Source organism: Bradyrhizobium cedriense, from assembly GCF_054602315.1.
This window is the reverse complement of sequence record NZ_JBTSWB010000003.1, coordinates 693,746-715,796: the sequence shown is the minus strand read 5'-3', so window position 1 is coordinate 715,796 and position 22,051 is coordinate 693,746. Positions and strand designations below refer to the sequence as shown.

The window sequence follows — 22,051 nt, the reverse complement described above, 5'->3', positions numbered from 1 at the left end:
AGCACTCCCTGGAGGAATCATGCAGCCCGAACCGATCCTCGATCTCGCCCATCTCGGCCACATGGAGCTGCTGACGCCGAAGCCGGACGAGAGCTTGAAATTCTTCGTCGACGTGATGGGCATGACCGTCAGCGGACAGAAGGGCGAGTCGATCTACTTGCGCGGCTGGGACGACTATGAGCGCTATTCGCTCAAGCTCACGGCGTCGAAAACCTCGGGCATGGGCCACATGGCGCTACGCGCGCGTAGCCAGCAGGCGCTGGAGCGCCGCGTCGCCGCACTGAAAGGTTCCGGTTTCGACATCGGCTGGATCGACGGCGACATGGGGCAGGGGCCGACCTTCCGCTGCCGCGATCCCGATGGACACATCGTCGAGCTCTACTACGAGACCGAATGGTATCAGGCGCCGCCGGAGCTCAAGCCGGCACTAAAGAACCAGGCGCAACGCTTTCCCGCCCGCGGCGTCAATGTCCGCCGCCTCGACCATCTCAACTGCCTCGCCGTCGACATCAAGGCCAACCGCGAGTTCTTCGAGACCTATCTCGGCTGCCGTCTCACCGAGCAGATCGTGCTCAATGACGGCCGGGAAGCGGCGATGTGGCTGACGATGTCGAACAAGAGCTACGACTTCGCCTATTCGCTCGACCATTCCGGCGTGCCCGGCCGCTTCCACCATGTCACCTATGCGCTCGACAGCCGCGAGGAGATTCTGCGCGCTGCCGACATCTTCCTGGAGAATGGGGTGCACATCGAGACCGGACCGCACAAACACGCGATCCAGCAGACTTTCTTCCTCTATGTCTACGAGCCCGGCGGCAACCGCGTCGAGGTCGCCAATGCCGGCGCGCGCCTGATCCTCGCGCCCGATTGGAAGCCGATCGTGTGGACCGAGGAGGAGCGCAAGAAGGGCCAGGCCTGGGGATTGAAGACGATCGAGTCGTTCCACACCCACGGTACGCCGCCGGTGGAGATCAAGACGCACACCTAATGTGTGGGCGCCCGCACCCGCTCGATCGTCTCGCGCACGCCGGTCCAGGCTGGCTTGTCCGGCGCGAACTGCTTGCGCAGGAAGGTGACGAGCTCCTCGACCTGCGCGTCGTTCATGCTGCCTTTGAAGGCGGGCATGTAGCCGAGATCGCTGGTGACCGGTTCGGCGATCCCATGCAGGATCACCTGCACCAGATTGTCCGCAGTCGCGCTGTGCAGGTTGCTGTTCAGCGCGAGTGAGGGGCGGCTGCCGAACAGCGGCAGGCCGCCGACCTCGTGGCACACGGCGCAGGCGCCCTGGTAGAGGCGCGCGCCGGTGGAGGACGCGACCGTGACCCGGGTTGCGGTCTCGAGCTTTGCCGCGAGTGCATCCGACGTCGGCCGGTCGGTTGCGGCGTCGTTGAACGAGTTGAGGTAGACCGCCATCGCGCGGATGTCCTGGTCGGGCAGCGCCTTGAGGTCCCGGACGATCGGCGCCATCGGGCCGGCCGCGACGCCGTGATAGCGCGAATGGCCGGTTCGCAAATAGGCGAAAAGTTCATCCTCGCTCCACGGGATCGGCGCGCGCGATAGTGAGGTCAAGGCCGGCGCCTCCCAGCCCTCGGCAAATCCGCCGGCGAGATAGGCCTCGCGCTGCTCGGCGCCGAGCGCGTTGCGCGGCGAATGGCAGGCGTTGCAATGGCCGAGGCCCTCGACCAGATAGGCCCCGCGATTCCAGACCTCGGATCGGGCAGGATCTGGTTTGAACTCTTTGGTCTGATGGAACAGCGCATTCCACCCGGCGAGCAGCGGCCGGAGATTGAACGGGAAGGCGAGCCTGTTGTCCGGCGTTGTCGCGCGCACCGCAGGCTGGGCCATCAGGTAGGCATACAGCGCCTGCATGTCGGCATCGCTGGTCTTCGCAAAATGCGTGTAGGGGAACGCGGGGTAGAGCTGCCGTCCGTCGCGATGCAGCCCGTCGCGCATGGCGCGTTCGAAGGCAGGATAGGACCAGGCGCCGATGCCGGTCTCGACGTCGGGCGTGATGTTGGTCGCGTAGATCGTGCCGAACGGCGTCTGAAGCGCGCGGCCGCCGGCGTTGAGCGCGCCGCCGTTCGAGGTGTGGCACTCCGCGCAATTGCCGAGCGCCGCGAGCAGCTCTCCGCGCGCGATCGTCGCCGCGGAATAGACTGACGCGTCAGGGCGCGCGATGGGTGCAATCGCGCGGCCCGGCAGCAGCGCGGCGCCGACGCCGATGGCAGCCGTGCAGAGAGCCGCAATGGTCGCGAAGACGCCGGCGCGTTTTGCGAACGGATTTTGCCAGATGCGAGCCGGCTGCGACGTCGCGGGAGCTGGCAGGGCCTGTGGCGTTGCCGGCGCATCGCCGTGCAGCCCTTTCAGGATGCGCTCAGGCGTGAACGGCGGTTCGCGAAAGCGCACGCCGGTGGCATCGAAGATCGCGTTGGCGATCGCCGCCGCGCTCGGCACCGAGGCGGATTCGCCGACGCCGAGGGGCGGCTGATCCTGACGCGGCAGCATCAGCACGTCGATCTTGGGCACGTCGGGGAAGGGGATGATCGGATAGGCGCCCCATTCGCGTGCCGCGACCGTGCCGCGCTCGAACGATACCTCCTCCATCAGCGCGCGGCTGGTGGACTGGATGACGTTGCCGTGGATCTGGTGGCGCACGCCGTCGGGATTGATCATCAGGCCGGAATCCTGTCCCGCGACGACGCGCGTGACGCTGACATCGCCGGTCGTCTTGTTCACCGCGACGTCGGCGACCCAGGCCGACCACGCGGCGCCATAGCCGGGAAACTTGCTGTGGACATAAAGCGCGTAGGCAAAGCCACGCCCGTGCACGACTTCGCCGTCCTTGTCCTCGCGGGCCGGTCGGGGCTTCCAACCGGCACGCTCGGCCACTGCATTGACGAGGTCGATCGCGCGCTGGTCTTTCAGATAGCGAAGGCGATATTCGATCGGGTCGACGCCGGCCTCGGTCGCGGCTTCATCGATGTAGGATTCATGCGCGAAGGTGTTTGGCAGCGCCGAGACACCGCGAAACCAGGAGGCACGCACGATCGGCGCCATGTCATGGGCAATGACGCGCATGTTGTCGTAGTCGTAGGGCGGGATCGCGGTGCGGTCGCCCATTTGAAGCACCGCGGGATCAGGCGAGATGCGGCCGGTCAGCAGCAGTGCCAGCGTTGGCGCGGCGTTCGAGGGATAGCGCGTGGCGAGATCGTAACCGGCAATGCCGCCGTCGGCATCGAGCCCGCCGTTGACGTCGATGAGCTGCGCGGTGCCTTTAGGCTCCCAGGCGTGCTCCTGCTCGCGTGTCAATTGCACGCGCACGGGCCGGCCGACCGCGCGTGACAGCAGCAGCGCGTCGGCAGTGACGTCGTCAGCACAGTTGCGTCCGTAGCAGCCGGCGGCTTCGAGCCGGATAACCTCGATTTCGCTCTCGGGGCGCTCGATCAGCAGCGCCAGATCGCCGCGCAGCACGTGCGGGTTCTGAGTGCCCGACCAGACGCGGATATTGCCGTCCCTGTAGTCCGCGACGGCACAGGACGGGCCGATCGAGGCGTGCATCTGATACGGCCAGACATAAGTCCGCTGCATCGGCTTGGCAGCGCCCGCGATAGCCGCACCGACGTCGCCCTTGTCGATCAGCGTGCGCGGGGTCGAAGGATTGGTGCGCAGCGCGTTTTCGACGTCGGCAAGGTCGGTGAGGGTTGGCGTGGGCTTCCAGCTCACCTTGAGCTGCTCTGCCGCGCGGATCGCGTTCTCCTCGCGCTCGGCGACGATTCCGACGAAATCACCGATGCGCACCACGGCCATGACGCCGGGAATGTCACGCACCGAGGATTCATCGACGGCGAGCAGGCTGGTTCCGACGAACGGTCCGGCGTCGACGCCGGCATAGGGCGGCCGTACGACGCGGCCGTGCAGCATGCCGGGCACGCGGATGTCGTGCACGAAGGTCAGCTCGCCCGTGGCCTTGGCGGGCAGATCCACGCGCGGCATCGACTGGCCGACGATCGCGTAGTCGCCGACAGATTTGACCGCGACGTCGTCGGCAAGCTCGAGCCGGATCTCTTCGCCACCAATCAACTCGCCATAGCTGACGCTGCGGTTGTCGCGCCCGCGGATGAGGCCGTCCTCGATCCGCAACTCGGAGGCCGGCAGCTCCAGCTGCTCGGCCGCGCGCGTGATCAGGAAGTGTCTCGCCTGCGCGGCGGCCTTGCGCAGGGGCACGGCCGTGATCTGGATGGTTTCGCTGGCGATCGTCGCGCCCTGGTTCGGCACCACCGACGTGTCGCCGAGCACGACCACGACGCGCGCAAAGGAAACGTCGAGCTCCTCGGCGACGATCTGGCCAAGCGCCGTGCGGATGCCGGTGCCGAGATCGACGTGGCCGTTATAGGCGGTGACCGACCCGTCCGCGGTGATGCGGACGAAAGTCTCTGATGTGACCTCGTCCACCGTGCGGATGACGACGAGCGAGCCCGCTGGCCGCTCAGCTCCGTTCGAAACAGGCAAGGCCATCAATCTGCGGCCTCGGTGAGCTGGCCCGATGCGCGCATCACCGCGCGCAGAATCTCGACATGGGTGCCGCAGCGGCAAAGATTGTAGCGCAGCGCCGCGAGCGCCTCCTGCTCGGTCGGCCGTGGATTGATCGCGAGCAGTGCCTTGGTGGTCATGATCATGCCGTTGAGACAGTAGCCGCATTGTGCGGCCTGTTCGTCGATGAAGGCCTGTTGGACGACGTCGGGCGCGTCGCGTTTGCCAAGCCCTTCGAGCGTCACGATGTCGCGGCCGGCGCAGCCGCTCACCGGAATCACGCAGGAGCGCGCCGCCGCGCCGTCAATCAGGACAGTACAGGTGCCGCATTCACCGAGGCCGCAACCATATTTCGGGCCGTTGAGCGCGAGATCGTTGCGCAGCACATAGAGCAGCGGCGTGTCCCGCGCCGCCGTGACCTCGTGGATCCTGCCGTTCACGGTGAGGCGGATCGGTGTCTGCTTCATCCTCGCTCCCCAGCTCCGTGTGGAATTCAACGCCGCGACGATACCGTTTGTACACAAACGTGCAAGCGGCGCATGCCGCACTGCAGCGCGATTGCCTTCTTTGTGGACAAGGCGCGTAGGCAAATGAGGCATTATGCGGCAGCCGCCTCTTTTGCACTGCACCGCCGCTTGACAGCCGCAGGGGACCGCGCGCAACATCGTTCGTATACGAATGATAACCGCAGTGTCCGCTGGCCCCGACATGGTGATTGAAACGACGAGCGCCGTCATCGACAAGATCCGCTGCGATGCTTGTCCGGTGATGTGCTACATCAAGCCGGGCGCGGCGGGTGCTTGCGATCGTTACGCCAATCACGACGGCAAGCTCGTCCGCGTCGATCCGCATGTCATCCTGGAGCGCACGGTCTCGCATGGCGGCAAGCTCGTTCCCTTCAGCCGCACGGAAGACTGGGACGGCAAGATCGTCCACGAACCTTCGACCTTCGTCACCGCGATCGGCGCAGGCACAACCTATCCCGACTACAAGCCGGCGCCGTTCATCGTCTCGGCGGAGGTCGACGGCGTCGACATGGTGACCGTGGTCACCGAGGGCATCTTCTCCTACTGCGGCATCAAGGTGAAGATCGACACCGACCGCTATCTTGGTCCGGAGACCGCGACCGTGCGCGCGCAGGGCGAGGCCGTCGGCCACGTCACGACCAGCGAATATGGTTCGCAGATGCTGTCGCTCGGCGGCGTGCATCATCTCACCGGCGGCTCCAAGAAGGAGGGTCGTGTCACCTGCGACACGCTGATGGATCTCGCCAACTGCAAGGCGGTCGAGCTGACCATTGACGGTGGCGCCACGGTGGTGGTGCAGGCCGGGCAACCGCCGATCGTCAATGGCATGAAAGAAGAGCGCATGCGTGTCGGCTGCGGCTCGGCGACGATCGGCATGTTCGCCAAGCAATGGCACGGCAAGGTCGACGAGGTCGTCGTCGTTGACGACCACATCACCGGCGTGCTCTCGGAGCATCAGGCGGGTAAGCTGCTCGACATCGCCGACACCGGCATCAAGATGAAGGGACGGCGCTCGACGCCCGGCCGCTATTTCCAGGTCGCCGATCCCGGCACGGGCTGGGGCGGCACCAACATTTCCGATCCCTTGTCGATCCTCGGTCCCTTCGATTCCAAGGAAGCGAGGCCCGGTCTGACCATGCTGATGGTCTCCACCACCGGCGAGCACTCGTCGTATTACGTGCTCGACGAGGCCTTGAAGCCGATCGAGACCGAGATACCTGCTGAGTTGAGGTTCTCGGTCGAGCGTATCCAGGAAAATTGCGAGCCCGCGCTGTGCACGGTGCTGTTCATGGCCGGCGCCGGCGGGTCCCTGCGGGCGGGAGTCACCGACAATCCGGTGCGGCTGACGCGTTCAGTCAAGGATGCGCTGACGCGTGTCACCAGCGGCGGCGCGCCGGTCTATGTCTGGCCCGGCGGCGGCATCACCTACATGGTCGACGTGACGCAGATGCCGGCGGGCGCGTTCGGCTACGTGCCGACGCCGGCCCTGGTCGCGCCGATCGAGTTCACGATGAAGCTGTCCGACTACGCTGCGCTCGGCGGCCACATGGATTATGTGAAGCCGCTGTCCGAGGTGCAGAACGGTGACGATGTCCGGCAACTGCCGTGGCAAAATCCGATCCCGGGACCGCGGACATGACAAGGCTCCCGCAAATCGCATTGCTGTCTGATGGCCGGCGGCTGCATTTGCAGGATGGTCCGATCGATCTGATCGTCGAGGCGAGGGGGCGCGAAGACGAGGTGCGGGTGGCCTACGAGGCTGCGGCGCGCCGGTTCACCGGGCTTCTCGACGAGCTATGCGCGGAACTGACTGAACTGCGAAGGCCTGCTGCGACGCGAACTTCGCTGAAGGGCGCCGTGGCGCGTCGTATGCACGCCGCTGTCGCGCCCTATGCCGCCGATTGCTTCATCACACCGATGGCGGCGGTGGCCGGCAGCGTGGCGGAGGAGATTTTGGGGGCGATGCTGCGCGCTGCGAAGCTCGATCGGGCTTACGTCAACAATGGTGGCGACATCGCAGTCCATCTCGATGCAGGCGAGCATTTTTCCGTCGGCTTGATGGATCGGCCCGACTGCGACGGCGTGATGCGGACGATGAGGGTCGATGCGCATGACCCGGCGCGAGGCGTCGCGACCAGCGGCCGGCACGGCCGAAGCTTTTCGCTCGGGATCGCCGATGCTGTGACGGTGCTTGCGGCAACCGCATCGCAGGCCGATGCGGCGGCGACGGTGATCGCCAATGCCGTCGATCTGCCCGGGCATCCCGCCATCATCCGGAAACCTGCGAACGAGCTTCAACCCGACAGCGATCTGGGCGCGCGCCTGATCACCCGAGACGTCGGCGAGCTGTCTCACAACGAGATAGCCGGCGCGCTCAAATCTGGCGCGGAACGTGCACGGCAATTATTCGATCGCGGACTGATCGAGGGTGCCGTGTTGCAGCTTTGTGGTGATATGCTTGTCATCGGACCGAAAGATATTGAACGGCAACGATCGCGCCCGCTCCCGCTGGAGAACGCGGTTCATGCCTGAACAGGGAAGAGTCCAGGGGAAGCAGTCATGAGCGCGATCATCCGCAAGATCGTCACCGTCGTCGAAGAGACGCAGATGGAGATGGGCCGTCAGGTTTCGCCGCCGACCCGGCGTGCGGCTGCGATTGCCGTGATCGAGAACCCCTTTGCCGGAAAATATGTCGAGGATCTGTCGCCGCTGATCGCGATCGGAGAGGAGCTCGGCGAGCTCCTGTCGAAGCGAGCCGTAGCGGCGCTCGGCATCGATGGCGCCAAGGCGCAGAGTTATGGCAAGGCGGCCGCGGTCGGCGAAAACGGCGAGCTGGAGCATGCCGCCGCCATCCTTCACCCGAAGATGGGCGCGCCGGTGCGAAAGGTGCTGACCAAGGGCGCAGCGCTGATCCCGTCCTCGAAGAAGCGCGGCGGCCCGGGCGCGACGCTCGACATTCCGCTCGGCCACAAGGACGCTGCCTTCGTGCGCAGTCACTTCGACGGCATGGAAGTGCAGATCAACGACGCGCCGCGCGCCAACGAGATCATGGTCGCGGTCGCCGTCACCGATAGCGGCCGTCCGCTGCCGCGCGTCGGCGGGCTGACGGTCGCGGAGATCAAGGGCGAAGACGGTCTGAGATAAGACGTAGAGAGTTCAAACTGGAGGTTGGGATGCGAGCAAGAAATACTATCGTCGGCGCGGCCTTCGCGCTTCTGGCGAGCGGCATGGCTCATTCGGCCCTGGCGCAGGACATCAAGATCGGCGAGATCAACAGCTACTCGCTGCTGCCGGCGTTCACCGAGCCCTATCGCAAGGGCTGGCAGCTCGCGGTCGAGGAGATCAACGCGGCGGGTGGCATCAACGGCAAGAAGCTCGTCGTCGTCTCCAAGGACGACGGCGGCAAGCCGGCGGATGCGCAGACCGCGGCCAACGAGCTCGTCTCGAGCGAGGGTGTCGCGATGCTGACCGGCACGTTCCTGTCGAACATCGGCCTTGCGGTCAGCGACTTCGCCAACCAGAAGAAGGTGTTCTTCCTCGCGGCAGAGCCGCTGACGGACGCCATCACCTGGTCCAAGGGCAACAAGTACACCTTCCGCCTGCGTCCCTCCAACTACATGCAGGCGGCGATGCTGGTCGAGGCAGCGGCGAAGCTGCCGGCCAAGCGCTGGGCCACGATCGCGCCGAACTACGAATACGGCCAGTCGGCGGTTGCGGTGTTCAAGAAGCTGATGTCGGAGAAGCGTCCGGACATCCAGTGGGTCGACGAACAGTGGCCGCCGCAGGGCAAGATCGACGCAGGTCCGGTGGTGCAGGCAGTTGCCGCCGCCAATCCCGAAGCGATCCTCAACGTCACCTTCGGCGCCGATCTCGTCAAGCTCGTGCGTGAGGGGAACACCCGCGGCCTGTTCAAGGGGCGCGAGGTCGTCTCGTTCCTGACGGGCGAGCCCGAATATCTCGATCCGCTCAAGGACGAAACGCCCGAGGGCTGGATCGTTACCGGCTATCCCTGGTACTCGATCAAGACGCCCGAGCATGACGCGTTCCTGAAGGCCTATCAGGCCAAGTACAACGACTATCCGCGTCTCGGCTCGATCGTCGGCTACCAGACCATCAAGTCGGCAGCCGCCATTCTCACGAAGGCCGGCTCGACCGATCCGGAGAAGCTGATCGCCGCGGCGGAAGGGCTGTCCATGCCCTCGCCATTCGGCGAGATCACCTTCCGCAAGATCGACCACCAGTCGACGCTCGGTGCCTATGTCGGCAAGACCGCGCTGAAGGACGGCAAGGGCGTGATGGTGGACTCGTCATACAAGAAGGGTGCGGACTATCTGCCGAGCGATGCCGAAGTCGCGAAGCTGCGCCCGAAGGATTGATCGCCGCCGCCGTAGGGTGGGTTAGCCCTGCGGACTGCGCGTAGCGCAGACCGCTTGGCGTAACCCACCACCTTCGGTGCAATTCGAGAACAAGCGGTGGGTTACGCTGCGCTAACCCACCCTACGACTTCAACCAGCCCGGACCGCCGATGGCCTTCTATGTCGTACAGTTTCTGACCGGTCTCGCCAGCGCAGCGTCGCTGTTCCTGGTGGCCTCGGGCCTGTCGATCATCTTCGGCGTGACCCGGATCGTGAATTTCGCCCACGGCGCCTTCTACATGATCGGTGCCTACATCGCCTTCACGCTGACGGAACGCCTGTCCGGCGCATTCGGCTTCTGGGGCGCGATCGTTCTGGCCGCGCTGGCCGTGGCGGTGATCGGCGTCGTCGTCGAGATGGTGCTGCTCCGGCGCATCTATCATGCGCCTGAACTGTTCCAGCTGCTCGCGACCTTCGGCTTGACCTTGATGGTCGAGGACCTCGTGGTCCTGATCTGGGGGCCCGACGATCTCGTCGGCCGCCGCGCGCCGGGCTTCAGGGGTGCGGTCGATTTCTTCGGCCAGAACATCCCCAGCTACGACCTGTTCCTGATCGTGCTCGGGCCCGTCGTGCTCGGCATTCTCTGGCTGCTGTTCCAGCGCACACGCTGGGGCGTGCTGGTGCGCGCTGCGACGCAGGACCGCGACATGGTCGCGGCGCTCGGCGTCAACCAGAAATGGCTGTTCACGTCGGTGTTCGCTGTCGGCGTCTTCCTCGCGGCGCTCGGCGGCGCGCTTCAGATCCCGCGCGACGCCGTGCATCACGCCATGGATCTGCGCATCATCGTCGAGGTGTTCGTCGTTGTCGTGATCGGCGGTCTCGGCAGCATCGTCGGTGCGTTCGTCGCGGCGGTGCTGGTCTCCGAGCTCAACGCCTTCGGCATCCTGATCTTTCCGAAGATTTCCATCATCCTGGTCTTCCTGGTGATGGCGGTGGTGCTGATCGTGCGGCCCTGGGGCCTGTTCGGCAAGCCGGAGGCGGCCGCGCGCAAGACGCCCGGCCTCACCGTCAATCCCTGGCGCCCACTGACGTCGAACGAACGGCTGGCCGCGCTTGCGGCGCTCATCGTCGCAGCGACGCTGCCGCTGTTCGCGGGCAATTATCTGCTGACCGTGGGCTCGGAGATCGCGATCTTCGTGATCTTCGCCGTCAGCCTGCACTTCCTGATGTCGGTCGGCGGCCTCGCTTCGTTCGGTCACGCGGCCTATTTCGGGCTCGGCGCCTACGGCATCGCCTTCCTCGCCAAGATGGCGGGGCTGCCGATGATCGTCTGCCTTTTGCTCGGCCCGCTGCTCGGCTGCATGGGCGCCGCCGTGTTCGGCTTCTTTGCCGTGCAGCTCTCCGGCGTCTATTTCGCGATGCTGACGCTCGCCTTTGCGCAGATCGTGTGGTCGATCGCGTTCCAATGGGTGAGCGTGACGGGCGGCGACAACGGCATTCTCGGCCTCTGGCCGTCGAGCTGGGCGGCGAGCCCGTCGCATTTCTACTGGCTTGCGCTCGGCGTCGCGGCGCTGGTGACGGTTGCGCTACGAGGCATGGTGTTCTCGCCGTTCGGTTACGCGCTGCGGGCAACGCGCGATTCGCTGTTGCGCAGCGAAGCGATCGGCATCGACGCCAAGCGCATCCAGTGGACCGCCTTCGTGATCGCCGGCACGACGGCCGGCATCGGCGGCGCATTGTTCGCCTACCTCAAGGGCAGTGTGTTCCCCGACAATCTCGGCATCTCGCTGTCGGTCGACGCACTGGTCATGGTGCTGCTCGGCGGCGTCGAGACGGTGTCCGGTGCCGTGATCGGCGCCATCGTCTACAAGGCCTTGAACATCTGGCTGGTGAGCCAGACCGATCTGTCCAAGCTCGTGCTCGGCGGCTTCATTATGCTGATCGTCGTCGTCTTCCCCAAGGGCATCGTCGGCATGTTGGAGATGCTGGCGCAGCGCCGGAAGAAGGCATCGCCACCGGGATCCCCCTTGCTTGCCAAGCCGATCGAGTCTGCCGAATGAGCGCCATACCCCCACTTCTCGCGGTCGAAGGCCTGACCAAATCCTATGGCGGCATCCATGCCGTGCGCGGCGTCTCGTTCGCGCTGCGTGCCGGCGAGATCCTGGCGCTGATCGGTCCGAACGGCGCCGGCAAGAGCACCTGCTTCGATATGCTCAACGGCCAGAACAAGCCGGATTCCGGGCACGTCCGCCTGCTCGGCGAAGAGATCACAGGCAGGAAGCCGCGTGAGGTCTGGCGGCTCGGCGTCGGGCGCACGTTTCAGATCACCGCGACCTTCGCCACCATGACCGTGCGCGAGAACGTGCAGGTCGCGCTGATCTCGCACCGAAAGCAACTGTTCAATCCATTCGGCTCAGCGCCCAAGTTCGACCGCGGCGAGGCTGGGCGGCTGCTCGAACTGGTCGGCATGGGTGGCTACGCGGACCGTCCCTGCGGCGAGCTCGCCTATGGCGACCTCAAGCGGCTCGAGCTTGCGGTCGCGCTCGCCAACCAGCCGAAGCTGCTGTTGATGGACGAGCCGACCGCGGGCATGGCGCCGCGTGAGCGCGTTGACCTGATGCGGTTGACTGCGAGCATTGCACGGGAAAAATCGATCGGCGTGCTCTTCACCGAGCACGACATGGACGTCGTGTTCGAGCATGCCGACCGCATCATCGTGCTCAACCGCGGGACGTTGATCGCCGAGGGCTCGCCGGCGGAGGTACGCGGCAATCCGCAGGTGCAGGCCGTCTATCTCGGCGAAGGCCTCGTCTACGATGCGCGCCACCGCGAAGGAGCATCGGCATGAAGCTCACGGTGCAAGACCTCAATAGCCATTACGGCCCGGCCCATATCCTGTTCGACATCGGCTTCGAGGTCGGTGAGGGCGAAGTGGTGGCGCTGCTGGGCCGCAACGGTGCGGGCAAGTCGACGACGTTCCGCTCGATCGTCGGCCTCGTCGCGCAGCGATCCGGCCGCATCACATTCGAGGGCAAGGACGTCTCGACAAAGCCGACACACGAGATCGTGCGCGAGGGGCTCGGCTACGTACCGGAGGAGCGGCGCATCTTCACCGACTTGACCGTCGAGGAGAACCTCGAAGTCGGCCGCCAGCCGAAGCGCCCGAACGCACCGCACTGGACGCGCGAAAAACTGTTCGCTCTGTTTCCAAATCTGGGAGAGATGAAGAATCGTCCCGGCGGACGCATGAGCGGCGGCGAGCAACAGATGCTCACCATTGCGCGCACGCTGATGGGTAATCCCTCGCTGGTGCTGCTGGACGAGCCTTCAGAGGGCCTGTCGCCGAAGATCGTCGAGCAGATGGTCGATGCGATCCTGACCATGAAGAAGGAGGGCGTCAGCATCGTCGTCTCCGAGCAGAATCTGCATTTTGCGCGGCTGATTTCGGATCGCGCCTATATCATCGAGCGCGGCCGCATCTGCTTCGGCGGCACCATGGCCGAGCTCGACGCGCGTCCGGATATCCGCGACGCGCATCTGTCGTTGTGAGGGCGGGAAACGGATGGCGAGAAGCGTTGCGGCCAAGAAGAACGGCAAACCGGCAAAACCGCCTTACGTGCTCGACGAGCAGGTCGGCTTCATTCTGCGCCAGGTCTGGCAACGCCACAGTTCGATCTTTTCGCGCGATATCGGCACCAATTTGACACCGACGCAATGGGCGGCGCTGTCGAAGCTCGCCGAGACCGGACCGTGCTCGCAAAACCAGCTCGGTCGCCTCACCGCGATGGATGTCGCAACCATCAAGGGCGTGATCGACCGCCTGACGGCGCGCGGGCTGACCGAGACCAGCCAGGATCCCGAAGACGGACGCCGCTTGCTGGTGAGCTTGACGCGCGCCGGTCAGCAGCTCGCCGAGAAGCTGGCGCCGAACGCGATCGCGATCACCCGCGAGACGCTGGCGCCGCTTGACGCGAAGGAGCGTGAGATGCTGATGGCGCTGCTGAACAAGCTGCGGTAGCGAAGACGACAGGAGATCAGGTTTTGCCCGGCCATTTGGCGCGGTAGCGGATTTCGCTGCCATCGCTGAGGCGCCGCCACGTTCCGAATTCCGGCGTATGCGGCGCCCGTGCCGTTAAGTCGATCGGAAAAATTCGGGTCGGCTGGCCCTGGATGTTCACGGCGAGTTGCCGGTGCGAGGTTCGAAAGGCGAGTTCGACTTCGCCTGCGATGACGGGCTGGTCGCCGTCGCGATAGAAGGCGGCCGGGGTCACTTCGCCGGGCATGGTGTTGAGATCGGTTTGCAATTCGATGGTGATGCCTTGCGCTGATGTCGGCACCGTTGCCCCCACAGGAAAACGGACCTCGAACACGAGAAGAGGATTGGCCGCGTTCGGGTTGAGCCACGGCGTCGCGGTCGCATAGGCGTAGGCGAGGTAAGTGGCGGCAGCTGCGACGCAGAAGAGGGCGACGATACCAAGGGACTTCAGGCTGGTGCGCGCGACGCTTTCGTTGCTGGCGTCGCTGCCTGTGCGCGTCGCCAGCCAGCTGGCGAGCACCGCGCCCGCGATCGCGCCGATGGGGGAGTAGACGAACAGTCCCAAAAGACCCGATGTGATCGGGTCGGCCCGGTTGCCAAAGTCGAGCACGGAGAACACAAGAAAGATCGCGACGTAACCCGCCACCGCGCCGGCGACGCCGGCGGCTATCCGCGACGAACTCTTCATGATCTCCTCGACGCTCCAGCAATGCACGGCCTTCGCCGGGCTGCTCGGATTAGACGCAGCAGAGAGGAAATTCGTTCAAGGCCCTTGGGGGCCCCCGCAGAGCGCCGCGCGCGCCGGCTGCGTCACTTCGCGACCACCTCCGGCACCTTGCCTGCCGGCGGCGTATTGCGGCTGCGCTGCGTGCGCACGATGCCGTCGATGATGGTCATGCCGATGCCGGGGAGGTCGCCGAGCTGAACGCTCTCCAGGATGTTCTTGCCGGGCGAGTGCTGCGCCTTGTCCATGATGACGAAATCGGCGGAACGGCCGACCTCGATCAGGCCGCAGTCGAGCTGCCGCATCCGCGCGGTGTTGCCGGTGGCAAGGCAGAACGCGGTCTCAGCCGGCAGATCGCCGAGCGAGGAGAGCATCGAGACCATGCGCAAGATGCCGAGCGGCTGCACGCCGGAGCCGGCCGGTGCGTCGGTGCCGAGGATGACGCGGTGCAGATCGCCCATCTCGCGCGCCGTGCGCAGGGTGAACAGGGCGGAGCGCTCATTGCCGTTGTGCACGAGCTCGAGGCCGCGCTTGCAGCCCTCGCAGATGCAGCGGATCTGGTCGTCGGGCAGGGCGGTGTGGCCGCCATTGATATGACCTACCACATCGGTGTCGGCCTCCAGCACGACGTCCTTGTCGATCAGACCGGAGCCGGGGATCGAAGGGCCACCGGTGTGAATCGTGCTCTGGATGCCGTATTTGCGCGCCCATCCGACCATTTTCCGGGCCGTCGGACCGTCCTTGACGCCGCCGAGACCGACTTCGCCGAGCAGCTTGACGCCGTTGGCGGCCATCTCCTTGAAATCTTCCTCGACCATCTCGCATTCGATCACCGGCGCACCCGCGTGAACCTTCACGCCGCCGGGACGCAGGGTCCAGAACGCACGCTGGGCGAACACGGCCATGGCCTTCAGGCCCACGACGTCGCGGGGACGGCCGGGCATGTGCACCTCGCCGGCGGAGATCATCGTGGTGACGCCGCCATGGAGGTAGCTGTCGATCCAGTTGATCTGGTTCTGGCGCGGCGTCCAGTCACCCGCAACGGGATGGACGTGGCTGTCGATCAGGCCCGGTGCGACCGTGGTGCCCTGGGCATCGACGATGGTGGTCGCGCCCTCGGTGTTGACGTCCTTGTAGCGGCCGATCGCGGTGATCTTGCCATTCTCGGAGACGATGGTGTCCCCGTCCAGGATCGGCTTCTCCAAAGCGCCGGACAGGATCAGGCCGATATTTCGGATCACGAGCTTCGAGGGTCCGGTGGCCTGGGGTGCGTCATGCGCCATGGAAGGGATCCTTGTCCTCAATTGCAACGCTTCCGATCTTGGGCAGCCTTGACCGCGGGATCAAGCAGGATTATTCATTAGTATACGAATGATCGTGTACAAACGACGCATAGCTGCCCACCTCGTAACCGCAATGACGCGACAGGGAAGGTGTGATGAGCAATTTTAACCAGGAAAGCGTTTTGAGCGTCCACCATTGGACCGATACGCTTTTCTCCTTCAAGACCACTCGCAGCCCGACCTTCCGTTTCCGCAATGGCGAATTCACCATGATCGGGCTCCGGGTTGGCGAGAAGCCGCTGCTGCGGGCCTACAGCGTCGCCAGCGCCAATTACGAGGACACGCTGGAGTTCTTCTCGATCAAGGTGCCGGACGGCCCACTGACCTCGCGGCTTCAGCATTTGAAGGAAGGCGACGAGATCATCGTCAGCCGCAAGGCGACCGGTACGCTCGTGATCGACAATCTGGAGGAGGGGCGTAACCTCTACCTGATCGGCACCGGTACCGGCCTGGCGCCGTTCCTGAGCGTGATCAAGGACCCCGAGACCTATGAGCGGTTCGAGAAGGTGGTGCTGCTACACGGCTGCCGGCACGTTAAGGAGCTCGCCTACGGCGAGATGATCAACGAGCATCTGCCGAAGGACGAGCTGCTCGGCGAGTACATTCGCAATCAGCTGATCTACTACCCGACCGTGACCCGCGATCCCTTCCGCAACCGCGGCCGTATCACCGACCTCATCACGTCAGGCAAGCTGTTCGCCGATATCGGCCTGCCCGTGCTGGAAGCAGCCCGGGATCGCGTCATGATCTGCGGTAGCCCGGCGCTGGTCGCGGACACCCGCGTGCTCCTGGGCGAACGCGGCTTCGCCGAGGGCAACCATGGCGAACCGGCCCAGTTTGTGGTCGAAAAGGCCTTTGCCGAGCGGTAATCCCGGAATTCCTGCGCAATAAGACCGTATTTTCGCCGCCTGCGGCCCGTTGCGGCGCCGATTCGGCGCTTGATACTATGTGGGAACGAATCAGCGGAGTTCCCACATGGTTGCGGACAGCGACAGCAATATCGCCTGGCACCGGGTCCAGTTGAAGAAGAACCGCGCCGAGTTGAAGGCGCTGGAGACCGCGCGCTTCACGATGGGCGAGATCGCCTCATCGAAGCGGAATGGCCAAACCCAGAAGGCGGTCGCGGAGCTCAAGCGGAAGATCGTGCAGTCGGAACGCGCGATCGCCGATCACGACAAGCGCACACGCCGCCCGCTCGCAACCGACCTGCAGAGCCTCAGCAATGGCAGCTGGAGCCATTGGGACGCCTACACGCAACAGCAGCGGAAGACCGGGCAGCGTTCGCCGGGGCGCGGATAGCGCCTCTCGTTGTCGGTCGACGAGGCGCCCCTTGCACCGGCCGCGCCGCGCACCATCTGGGTGAAACGCCAGCAATCAGTCCGGTGATCACATGACTGTGCGCCTCGATTTTACCAACGAGGCTTTTTTCCGCGATCCGCCGAAGGCGATCGCGACGCTGCGTATGTCCGGCCCCGTGGTCGCGACGCGATTTCCTCTCATCGGCGACGTTTGGATCACGACGACCCATGACGCCACCGCGCAGATCCTGAAGGACGCCACGACCTTCACGCTGCGCAAGGAGGACGGCGATGTCGCGGGTCTGCGCTGGTGGATGCCGAGATACGTCAGGACCATCGCCAACAACATGCTGACGATGGACGAGCCGGATCACACGCGGTTGCGCAGCATCGTGGACGAAGCGTTTCGCCGCCGCGCGATCGTTGCGATGGAGCCGCGCATCCGTGCCATCGCCGACACGCTTGCGGACGAACTGTTCGTAGCCGGAAGCCCGGCCGATCTGGTCCAGCGCTACGCGCGCATCCTGCCGCTCGCGGTGATCTCGGAGCTCCTGGGTCTGCCGCCGGCCGATCGCCCGAAGTTCATCGCGTGGGCCAACGAGATGTCTTCGCTGACGAATGTCGTCAGCTTCTTTCGCCTGCTGTTCGCGTTCCGCAAGATGCGCGCCTATCTCCAACGGCAGCTGCAGATCGCCCGCGTGCAGGGCGGCGAGGGCCTGATCGCCGAGCTGATCCAGGTCGAGCGCGAAGGCGGCCAGATCACGCCGGATGAGATGGTCTCGATGGTGTTTCTGCTGCTCGCGGCGGGCTCCGAGACCACCACGCATCTCATCAGCGGTTCGGCTTACGAGCTGCTCAGGAATCCCGGCTTGCGCAATTGGCTCGAAGAGGACTGGAGCCGGGTCGGCCTCGCCGTCGAGGAGTTCCTGCGCTTCGTCTCGCCAGTGCAGTTCTCCAAGCCGCGCTATGTGCGACGGGATGTGGAGGTCGAGGGGATACTCCTGAAGAAGGGCGATCGTGTCATGGTGATGCTCGCGGCAGCGAACATGGATCCCGCGATGCATGACCGTCCCGAAATTCTCGATCTCGAACGCAAACCCAATCGTCACGTCTCGTTCGGGACGGGAATCCATTTCTGCCTGGGTCATCAGCTCGCGCGCATCGAGGCGGCCTGCGCGCTGGAAGCGCTGTTCGTGCGATGGCCGAAACTCGGTCTTGCCGTCGAGCCCGCCGAGGTCCATTGGCGCAGGCGGCCGGGCTTGCGCGCGATCGCGAAACTTCCCGTCACGGCTGATGGCCGTGGAACACCGGGACGGGCGGTCGAGCGTTCCCTCGCGACGAGTTGAGATCAGCGTCCCTTCGGAAAATCTCTGCTGCGCGTTGTCAATCAGGAACGGTGTGCCGCTGGACCTGTTGTCTCCTGGGACGCACGGCTGCGAATTCCTTGACCGTGCATCTCGCAGATCGACGTCTTAACGGGAGACAAGATCATGACCAGCAAGATGCCGCCTGTTCCATCGGAGAATCAGAGCCGCAAGGGAACTGGCGACAGCAAGCAAACGCCCGCAGATCAGGTGCCGCACGGGCAGCAACGTGCGCAAAATCCGGACCAGCAGGGGCAGCAGGGCAACATCAAGCAGAACACGACCAATCAAGGCTATCAGCAAGATCGCTGAGGAGGCGACATCCATGTCGACATCCACCAAGACACCGAACAGCATTCGTCAGGGCGGCCCCGGCGCGTCGCATGAGAACGCGAAGGCGCCGCTGGAGGTGAAGAAGCCGCCGGCGGATGGCCTACAGCGCAGCCACAGCCGGGTGTCCGGCGGCGGCGGCGAGCACGATTCCCACCACAGCCACGACGAGGCCGGGAAAGGCGGAGGCAGGTGATATGGCCAACAAGCAACCCAAGCTGTACGCGCCGAGCGAAAAGGACGTCCGTGATAATCCCCTGATCGGCGGATCGAAGGGGACGAGAATGGCCGACGCGTCGCCCGAGGACATCGAGGACGCCTTCGGCCAAAACACGATCGAAGGTGACGTCGAGAACGACGTGAACATCAGCGGCGGCGTTGACAAGGATGCGGCGCGGAGCGGTTCGCCCCGAAGAGGCCGCTAAGACTGGAGGCGCAGGATGCAAGGAAAGAAGACACATGAGCAGCAAGTGCGCATCCTGGAGCGGAAACCGGATGTTCCGGATGCGCGAGAACTTGAGCAGGCCACGGGTCATAACCCGCAAGACACGCGCGTCCATCGTGCCAATCCCGCTGCGCGCCACAGCGAATTTCCGGTCAGCCGCGGCGGTCTCAATCAGGAGAGCGATCACAACAAGCACAACGATCCCGGTCAGAGCGGGCACAAGCCACCGAAACCGACGCCAGCGCAGCAAAAGCACTAAGTCTTCGGAAGGTCACTGCAAGAGGAGAGACAAATGCCAGGTGGGCATGGCAGCAAGACGCATTTCAGATCGGGCATGCATGGCAAGGGCGACGGCACCGGCGCACTGACCGATGTGTCCAAGGACATGATCGGCGACAACATGGTGCTGTCAAACCGCGACAAGAAGCAGCATTCGGACATTCGTGGCATGGATGGCAAGTCCATCCAGACCGAACAGTATCAGGACCACGCTGCGAACCGGCTCGAGGAGGAGCCGGGGCCTGACAAGGCTTGAGACGAGCGTTCCTCCCGCCAACTTGCGGACCGGTGTTCAGCCGGTCCGCTTTTTTGTAGGCGCAAGGTCGCGCTCCCATCCGAACACCGAGCGGCCATTGAGATCCGGCGAGGCGGCAAGTTCGCCGACGATGAAAGCCTCAACCGATGGCCCGGTTGCAGTCCGCTCGAGCCGCCGCGCCTGATCGTCAAGGCGCTTGATCGCCTGCATCTCTTCTTCGCGTCCGAGCTTGGCGCTCTGGATCGCGCCCTTGAGCACGCGAATGGTCTCGTCATAGACCTTGATCGGAACGGGGTAGGGATGCCGGTCCTTGCCGCCATGCGCGAGCGAGAAGCGCGCTGGATCCTTGAAGCGATACGGCGCGCCGTGCACGACCTCGGCGACCATCGCCAATGAGCGCACGGTGCGCGCGCCGACGCCCGGCGACAGCAGCAGCTCGGGAAAATCGACCGGACCGCGCTCGGCTGCCGCGGCCAGCGTGCCGTGCAGGCGCCGCGCGAACACGTCCTTGGGGCGCACATCGTGATGCGCGGGCATGATCAGATGCGGCAGCATCGCCTGCGCCGGTTCGGGCGCAGTCCCGGTGAGCCGCTCGAGTTCGGAGACGATGCGGTCGGGGCCGAGATTGCCCAGAAGCTCGAGCTGAGCGGTTCGCGAGACGTCGGCGCGACGGTCGGTAAGGTTGACGATCTCGCCCTGCTGCGGACCATCGATCGCGCTGTGCGGCGCATCGACAAAGCTCTGCAGCGCCTCTGAATGCCAGTGATAGCGGCGGGCCTGGCGCTTGTCGCCGTTCATGCCCTGCTGCACCACGGTCCATTTGCCGTCGGCCGTGACGAAAAATCCGTGCAGATAGAGGTCGAAGCCATCCTGGACCGCGGCACTGTCGACCTTCGCCACCAGGCGGCTGGCACGCGTCAGCCTTGCGCCGTCGAAACCGACACGGTCGGCGAGTTGCAACAACTCGTCCGGCGTCTTGCGCGAATGCTGACCTCGGCCGCCACAGACATAAATTCCGAGTTCGTCCTGAAGTGGTCCGAGCCCGCGCTTCAGTGCGCCGATCACCGAGGTGGTGATGCCGGAAGAGTGCCAATCCATCCCCATTACGGCGCCAAAAGACTGGAACCAGAACGGATGCGACAACCGTTGGAGGAACGCATCGCGGCCGTAATGATGCACGATCGCCTGGGTGACAATCGCCCCCAGCGAGGACATGCGGCTCGCCAGCCACGGTGGAACCCGTCCGGTGTGAAGAGGGAGATCGGCGCTGCCGGTTCGTCGAGTCATGGGAGTTCAATCTAGCGCACTTCAGGGACGGTTGCATCAGCGGGATGCTGCATTGCATTGAACGGGGGGAGCCAAGCCGGCCAGAAGGCGTTGAGCGCGCTGGTGCGCATGCAATGACGGGGACGCAATGAATTGGCAGGCTCTCATGGCCGACATCGATGGGATGCTCGGCTGGATACCCTCATGGTTCATTGGCCTCAGCCTTGTTGTCGGCGCGATGCTGCTCGCCTTGTTGACCTATCGTGTGGCCATATGGCTGCTCGGCCGCACATTCGGAACCCGCTTTCCCATTCTGAGCGTGTTTGTCGATCGGACCGCAGGTCCGGCCCGGCTCGCTCTGTGTCTCGCTGCCGTCGCCCTGGTGCTGCCGCTCGCACCGCTGGACGACGCCATCCGCACGCCGCTGATGCGGCTGTTCGTCGTGGCTTTCATCGCGCTGATCGGCTGGATCTCGATCCGGATCGTCGACATGAGTGCGGCGCGCTATCTCCAGAACTTTCGCGACGTCACCGAGAATTTCGTGGCGCGCAAGCACGTCACGCAGGTGCGCGTGTTCAAGCGCGTCACGGACACCATCATCGTCGTCATCACGATCTCTGCCGCGCTGATGACGTTCGATTCTGTCCGGCAATACGGGGTCAGCCTGTTCGCCTCCGCCGGTGCCGCGGGTATCATCGTCGGTTTGGCCGCGCGGCCGCTGCTCAGCAATCTGATTGCCGGCCTGCAGATCGCCATCACCCAGCCAATCCGCATCGAGGATGCCGTGATCATCGAGAACGAATGGGGCTGGGTCGAGGACATTGCCTCGACCTATGTCGTGATCCGGCTGTGGGACTGGCGGCGCATGGTGGTGCCGCTGTCCTATTTCATCGAAAAGCCGTTCCAGAACTGGACGCGCGATACAGCCTCTCTGATCGGTGTGATCGCGCTTCATGTCGATTACCGCGCCGACGTTCCGCGTATCCGGCGCTGGCTGGAGGGAGCGGTCAAGGAGTCCAAGCTTTGGGATGGAGCGGTGGTCAATCTCCAGGTCATCGATGCGGACTCTCGCACCATCGAGCTTCGCGCTCTGGTCAGCGCCAGGAATGCACCGCAATCCTGGGACCTGCGCTGCGAGATCAGGGAGAAGCTCATCGCCTTCATCCGCGACGAGATGCCGGAGGCCCTGCCGCGCGAGCGCGCGATTCTCATCCCGTCGGGTGGAGACGACGATCTCGATCTTCGGCAGCGTCCCGCGCCGCCGGAGAAGGTGCGGGCTGGTGCACGCAATTGAATGC

At 64.7% G+C, this 22,051-nt stretch carries 23 protein-coding genes; 18 read left to right on the top strand and 5 right to left on the bottom strand.

Annotation, left to right across the window (positions count from 1 at the left end):
- The first annotated feature begins 19 nt into the window (after window positions 1-19).
- Entirely contained in the window at window positions 20-988 is a 969-nt protein-coding gene (locus ACYCVF_RS15125) for a catechol 2,3-dioxygenase (protein WP_459596288.1), read from the top strand.
- Here the strand turns inward: ACYCVF_RS15125 and ACYCVF_RS15120 are convergent.
- The gene (locus ACYCVF_RS15120) at window positions 985-4,515 is read right to left on the bottom strand and encodes a molybdopterin cofactor-binding domain-containing protein (protein WP_459596287.1); all 3,531 of its coding nucleotides are present in this window, start codon (window positions 4,513-4,515) and stop codon (window positions 985-987) included. The genes ACYCVF_RS15125 and ACYCVF_RS15120 overlap by 4 nt on opposite strands.
- Window positions 4,515-4,997: a (2Fe-2S)-binding protein gene (locus tag ACYCVF_RS15115; protein WP_459596286.1), complete on the bottom strand. Its 483-nt coding sequence runs from the start codon at window positions 4,995-4,997 to the stop codon at window positions 4,515-4,517. The genes ACYCVF_RS15120 and ACYCVF_RS15115 overlap by 1 nt, the downstream gene beginning before the upstream one ends.
- Before the next feature lie 241 nt (window positions 4,998-5,238).
- On the opposite strand from ACYCVF_RS15115, the gene ACYCVF_RS15110 reads away from it, so the two are divergent.
- The 8 genes from ACYCVF_RS15110 (at window position 5,239) to ACYCVF_RS15075 (ending at window position 13,430) form a co-directional block, all read left to right on the top strand.
- Window positions 5,239-6,696, top strand: coding sequence for a 6-hydroxynicotinate reductase (locus ACYCVF_RS15110; RefSeq protein WP_459596487.1), 1,458 nt, complete (start codon window positions 5,239-5,241; stop codon window positions 6,694-6,696).
- Entirely contained in the window at window positions 6,693-7,589 is an 897-nt protein-coding gene (locus ACYCVF_RS15105; protein WP_459596285.1) for a UPF0280 family protein, read from the top strand. The genes ACYCVF_RS15110 and ACYCVF_RS15105 overlap by 4 nt, the downstream gene beginning before the upstream one ends.
- A 27-nt stretch (window positions 7,590-7,616) precedes the next feature.
- A complete protein-coding gene (locus ACYCVF_RS15100; protein ID WP_459596284.1) occupies window positions 7,617-8,201 on the top strand; it encodes an amino acid synthesis family protein in 585 nt (194 codons plus the stop codon).
- Window positions 8,202-8,230: 29 nt separating this feature from the next.
- Window positions 8,231-9,433 carry an ABC transporter substrate-binding protein gene (locus ACYCVF_RS15095; protein WP_459596283.1) on the top strand — a complete coding sequence of 401 codons (1,203 nt, stop codon included), beginning with the start codon at window positions 8,231-8,233 and terminating at the stop codon, window positions 9,431-9,433.
- A 149-nt stretch (window positions 9,434-9,582) separates the two neighbouring features.
- Complete coding sequence (locus tag ACYCVF_RS15090; protein WP_459596282.1) at window positions 9,583-11,472, top strand: ABC transporter permease; 1,890 nt, start codon at window positions 9,583-9,585, stop codon at window positions 11,470-11,472.
- Complete coding sequence (locus tag ACYCVF_RS15085) at window positions 11,469-12,260, top strand: ABC transporter ATP-binding protein (RefSeq protein WP_459596281.1); 792 nt, start codon at window positions 11,469-11,471, stop codon at window positions 12,258-12,260. The genes ACYCVF_RS15090 and ACYCVF_RS15085 overlap by 4 nt, the downstream gene beginning before the upstream one ends.
- On the top strand, window positions 12,257-12,961 hold the full coding sequence (locus ACYCVF_RS15080; RefSeq protein ID WP_057028850.1) for an ABC transporter ATP-binding protein: 705 nt from the start codon (window positions 12,257-12,259) through the stop codon (window positions 12,959-12,961). Before ACYCVF_RS15085 ends, ACYCVF_RS15080 begins: the two co-directional genes overlap by 4 nt.
- A gap of 13 nt (window positions 12,962-12,974) precedes the next feature.
- Window positions 12,975-13,430, top strand: coding sequence for a MarR family winged helix-turn-helix transcriptional regulator (locus ACYCVF_RS15075; RefSeq protein ID WP_459596280.1), 456 nt, complete (start codon window positions 12,975-12,977; stop codon window positions 13,428-13,430).
- A 16-nt stretch (window positions 13,431-13,446) separates the two neighbouring features.
- On the opposite strand, the gene ACYCVF_RS15070 is transcribed toward ACYCVF_RS15075, so the two are convergent.
- Together ACYCVF_RS15070 and ACYCVF_RS15065 are read right to left on the bottom strand one after the other, a co-directional pair.
- Window positions 13,447-14,136, bottom strand: coding sequence for a hypothetical protein (locus ACYCVF_RS15070; RefSeq protein ID WP_459596278.1), 690 nt, complete (start codon window positions 14,134-14,136; stop codon window positions 13,447-13,449).
- Window positions 14,137-14,258: 122 nt separating this feature from the next.
- Complete coding sequence (locus ACYCVF_RS15065) at window positions 14,259-15,455, bottom strand: amidohydrolase family protein (RefSeq protein ID WP_459596277.1); 1,197 nt, start codon at window positions 15,453-15,455, stop codon at window positions 14,259-14,261.
- 155 nt (window positions 15,456-15,610) lie between these two features.
- On the opposite strand from ACYCVF_RS15065, the gene ACYCVF_RS15060 reads away from it, so the two are divergent.
- The 8 genes from ACYCVF_RS15060 (at window position 15,611) to ACYCVF_RS15025 (ending at window position 19,487) form a co-directional block, all read left to right on the top strand.
- Window positions 15,611-16,384, top strand: a complete 774-nt coding sequence (locus tag ACYCVF_RS15060) for a ferredoxin--NADP reductase (protein WP_459596276.1) — start codon at window positions 15,611-15,613, stop codon at window positions 16,382-16,384.
- Between the two features lie 106 nt (window positions 16,385-16,490).
- Entirely contained in the window at window positions 16,491-16,814 is a 324-nt protein-coding gene (locus tag ACYCVF_RS15055) for a hypothetical protein (RefSeq protein ID WP_459596275.1), read from the top strand.
- Window positions 16,815-16,905: 91 nt separating this feature from the next.
- Entirely contained in the window at window positions 16,906-18,159 is a 1,254-nt protein-coding gene (locus tag ACYCVF_RS15050) for a cytochrome P450 (protein WP_459596274.1), read from the top strand.
- Between the two features lie 144 nt (window positions 18,160-18,303).
- A complete protein-coding gene (locus tag ACYCVF_RS15045) occupies window positions 18,304-18,489 on the top strand; it encodes a hypothetical protein (protein WP_459596273.1) in 186 nt (61 codons plus the stop codon).
- A 13-nt stretch (window positions 18,490-18,502) separates the two neighbouring features.
- Entirely contained in the window at window positions 18,503-18,703 is a 201-nt protein-coding gene (locus ACYCVF_RS15040) for a hypothetical protein (RefSeq protein WP_459596271.1), read from the top strand.
- Window positions 18,704-18,791: 88 nt separating this feature from the next.
- Window positions 18,792-18,932 carry a hypothetical protein gene (locus ACYCVF_RS15035; RefSeq protein ID WP_459596269.1) on the top strand — a complete coding sequence of 47 codons (141 nt, stop codon included), beginning with the start codon at window positions 18,792-18,794 and terminating at the stop codon, window positions 18,930-18,932.
- A 15-nt stretch (window positions 18,933-18,947) separates the two neighbouring features.
- On the top strand, window positions 18,948-19,211 hold the full coding sequence (locus ACYCVF_RS15030) for a hypothetical protein (protein WP_459596267.1): 264 nt from the start codon (window positions 18,948-18,950) through the stop codon (window positions 19,209-19,211).
- A 33-nt stretch (window positions 19,212-19,244) separates the two neighbouring features.
- Window positions 19,245-19,487 carry a hypothetical protein gene (locus ACYCVF_RS15025; RefSeq protein ID WP_459596266.1) on the top strand — a complete coding sequence of 81 codons (243 nt, stop codon included), beginning with the start codon at window positions 19,245-19,247 and terminating at the stop codon, window positions 19,485-19,487.
- A 36-nt stretch (window positions 19,488-19,523) separates the two neighbouring features.
- Here ACYCVF_RS15025 and ACYCVF_RS15020 read toward each other — a convergent pair whose 3' ends face one another.
- Complete coding sequence (locus tag ACYCVF_RS15020) at window positions 19,524-20,774, bottom strand: DUF763 domain-containing protein (RefSeq protein WP_459596265.1); 1,251 nt, start codon at window positions 20,772-20,774, stop codon at window positions 19,524-19,526.
- A gap of 127 nt (window positions 20,775-20,901) precedes the next feature.
- Here ACYCVF_RS15020 and ACYCVF_RS15015 point away from each other — a divergent pair, with 127 nt between their 5' ends.
- On the top strand, window positions 20,902-22,047 hold the full coding sequence (locus ACYCVF_RS15015) for a mechanosensitive ion channel family protein (RefSeq protein ID WP_459596264.1): 1,146 nt from the start codon (window positions 20,902-20,904) through the stop codon (window positions 22,045-22,047).
- The last annotated feature ends 4 nt before the right edge of the window (window positions 22,048-22,051 follow it).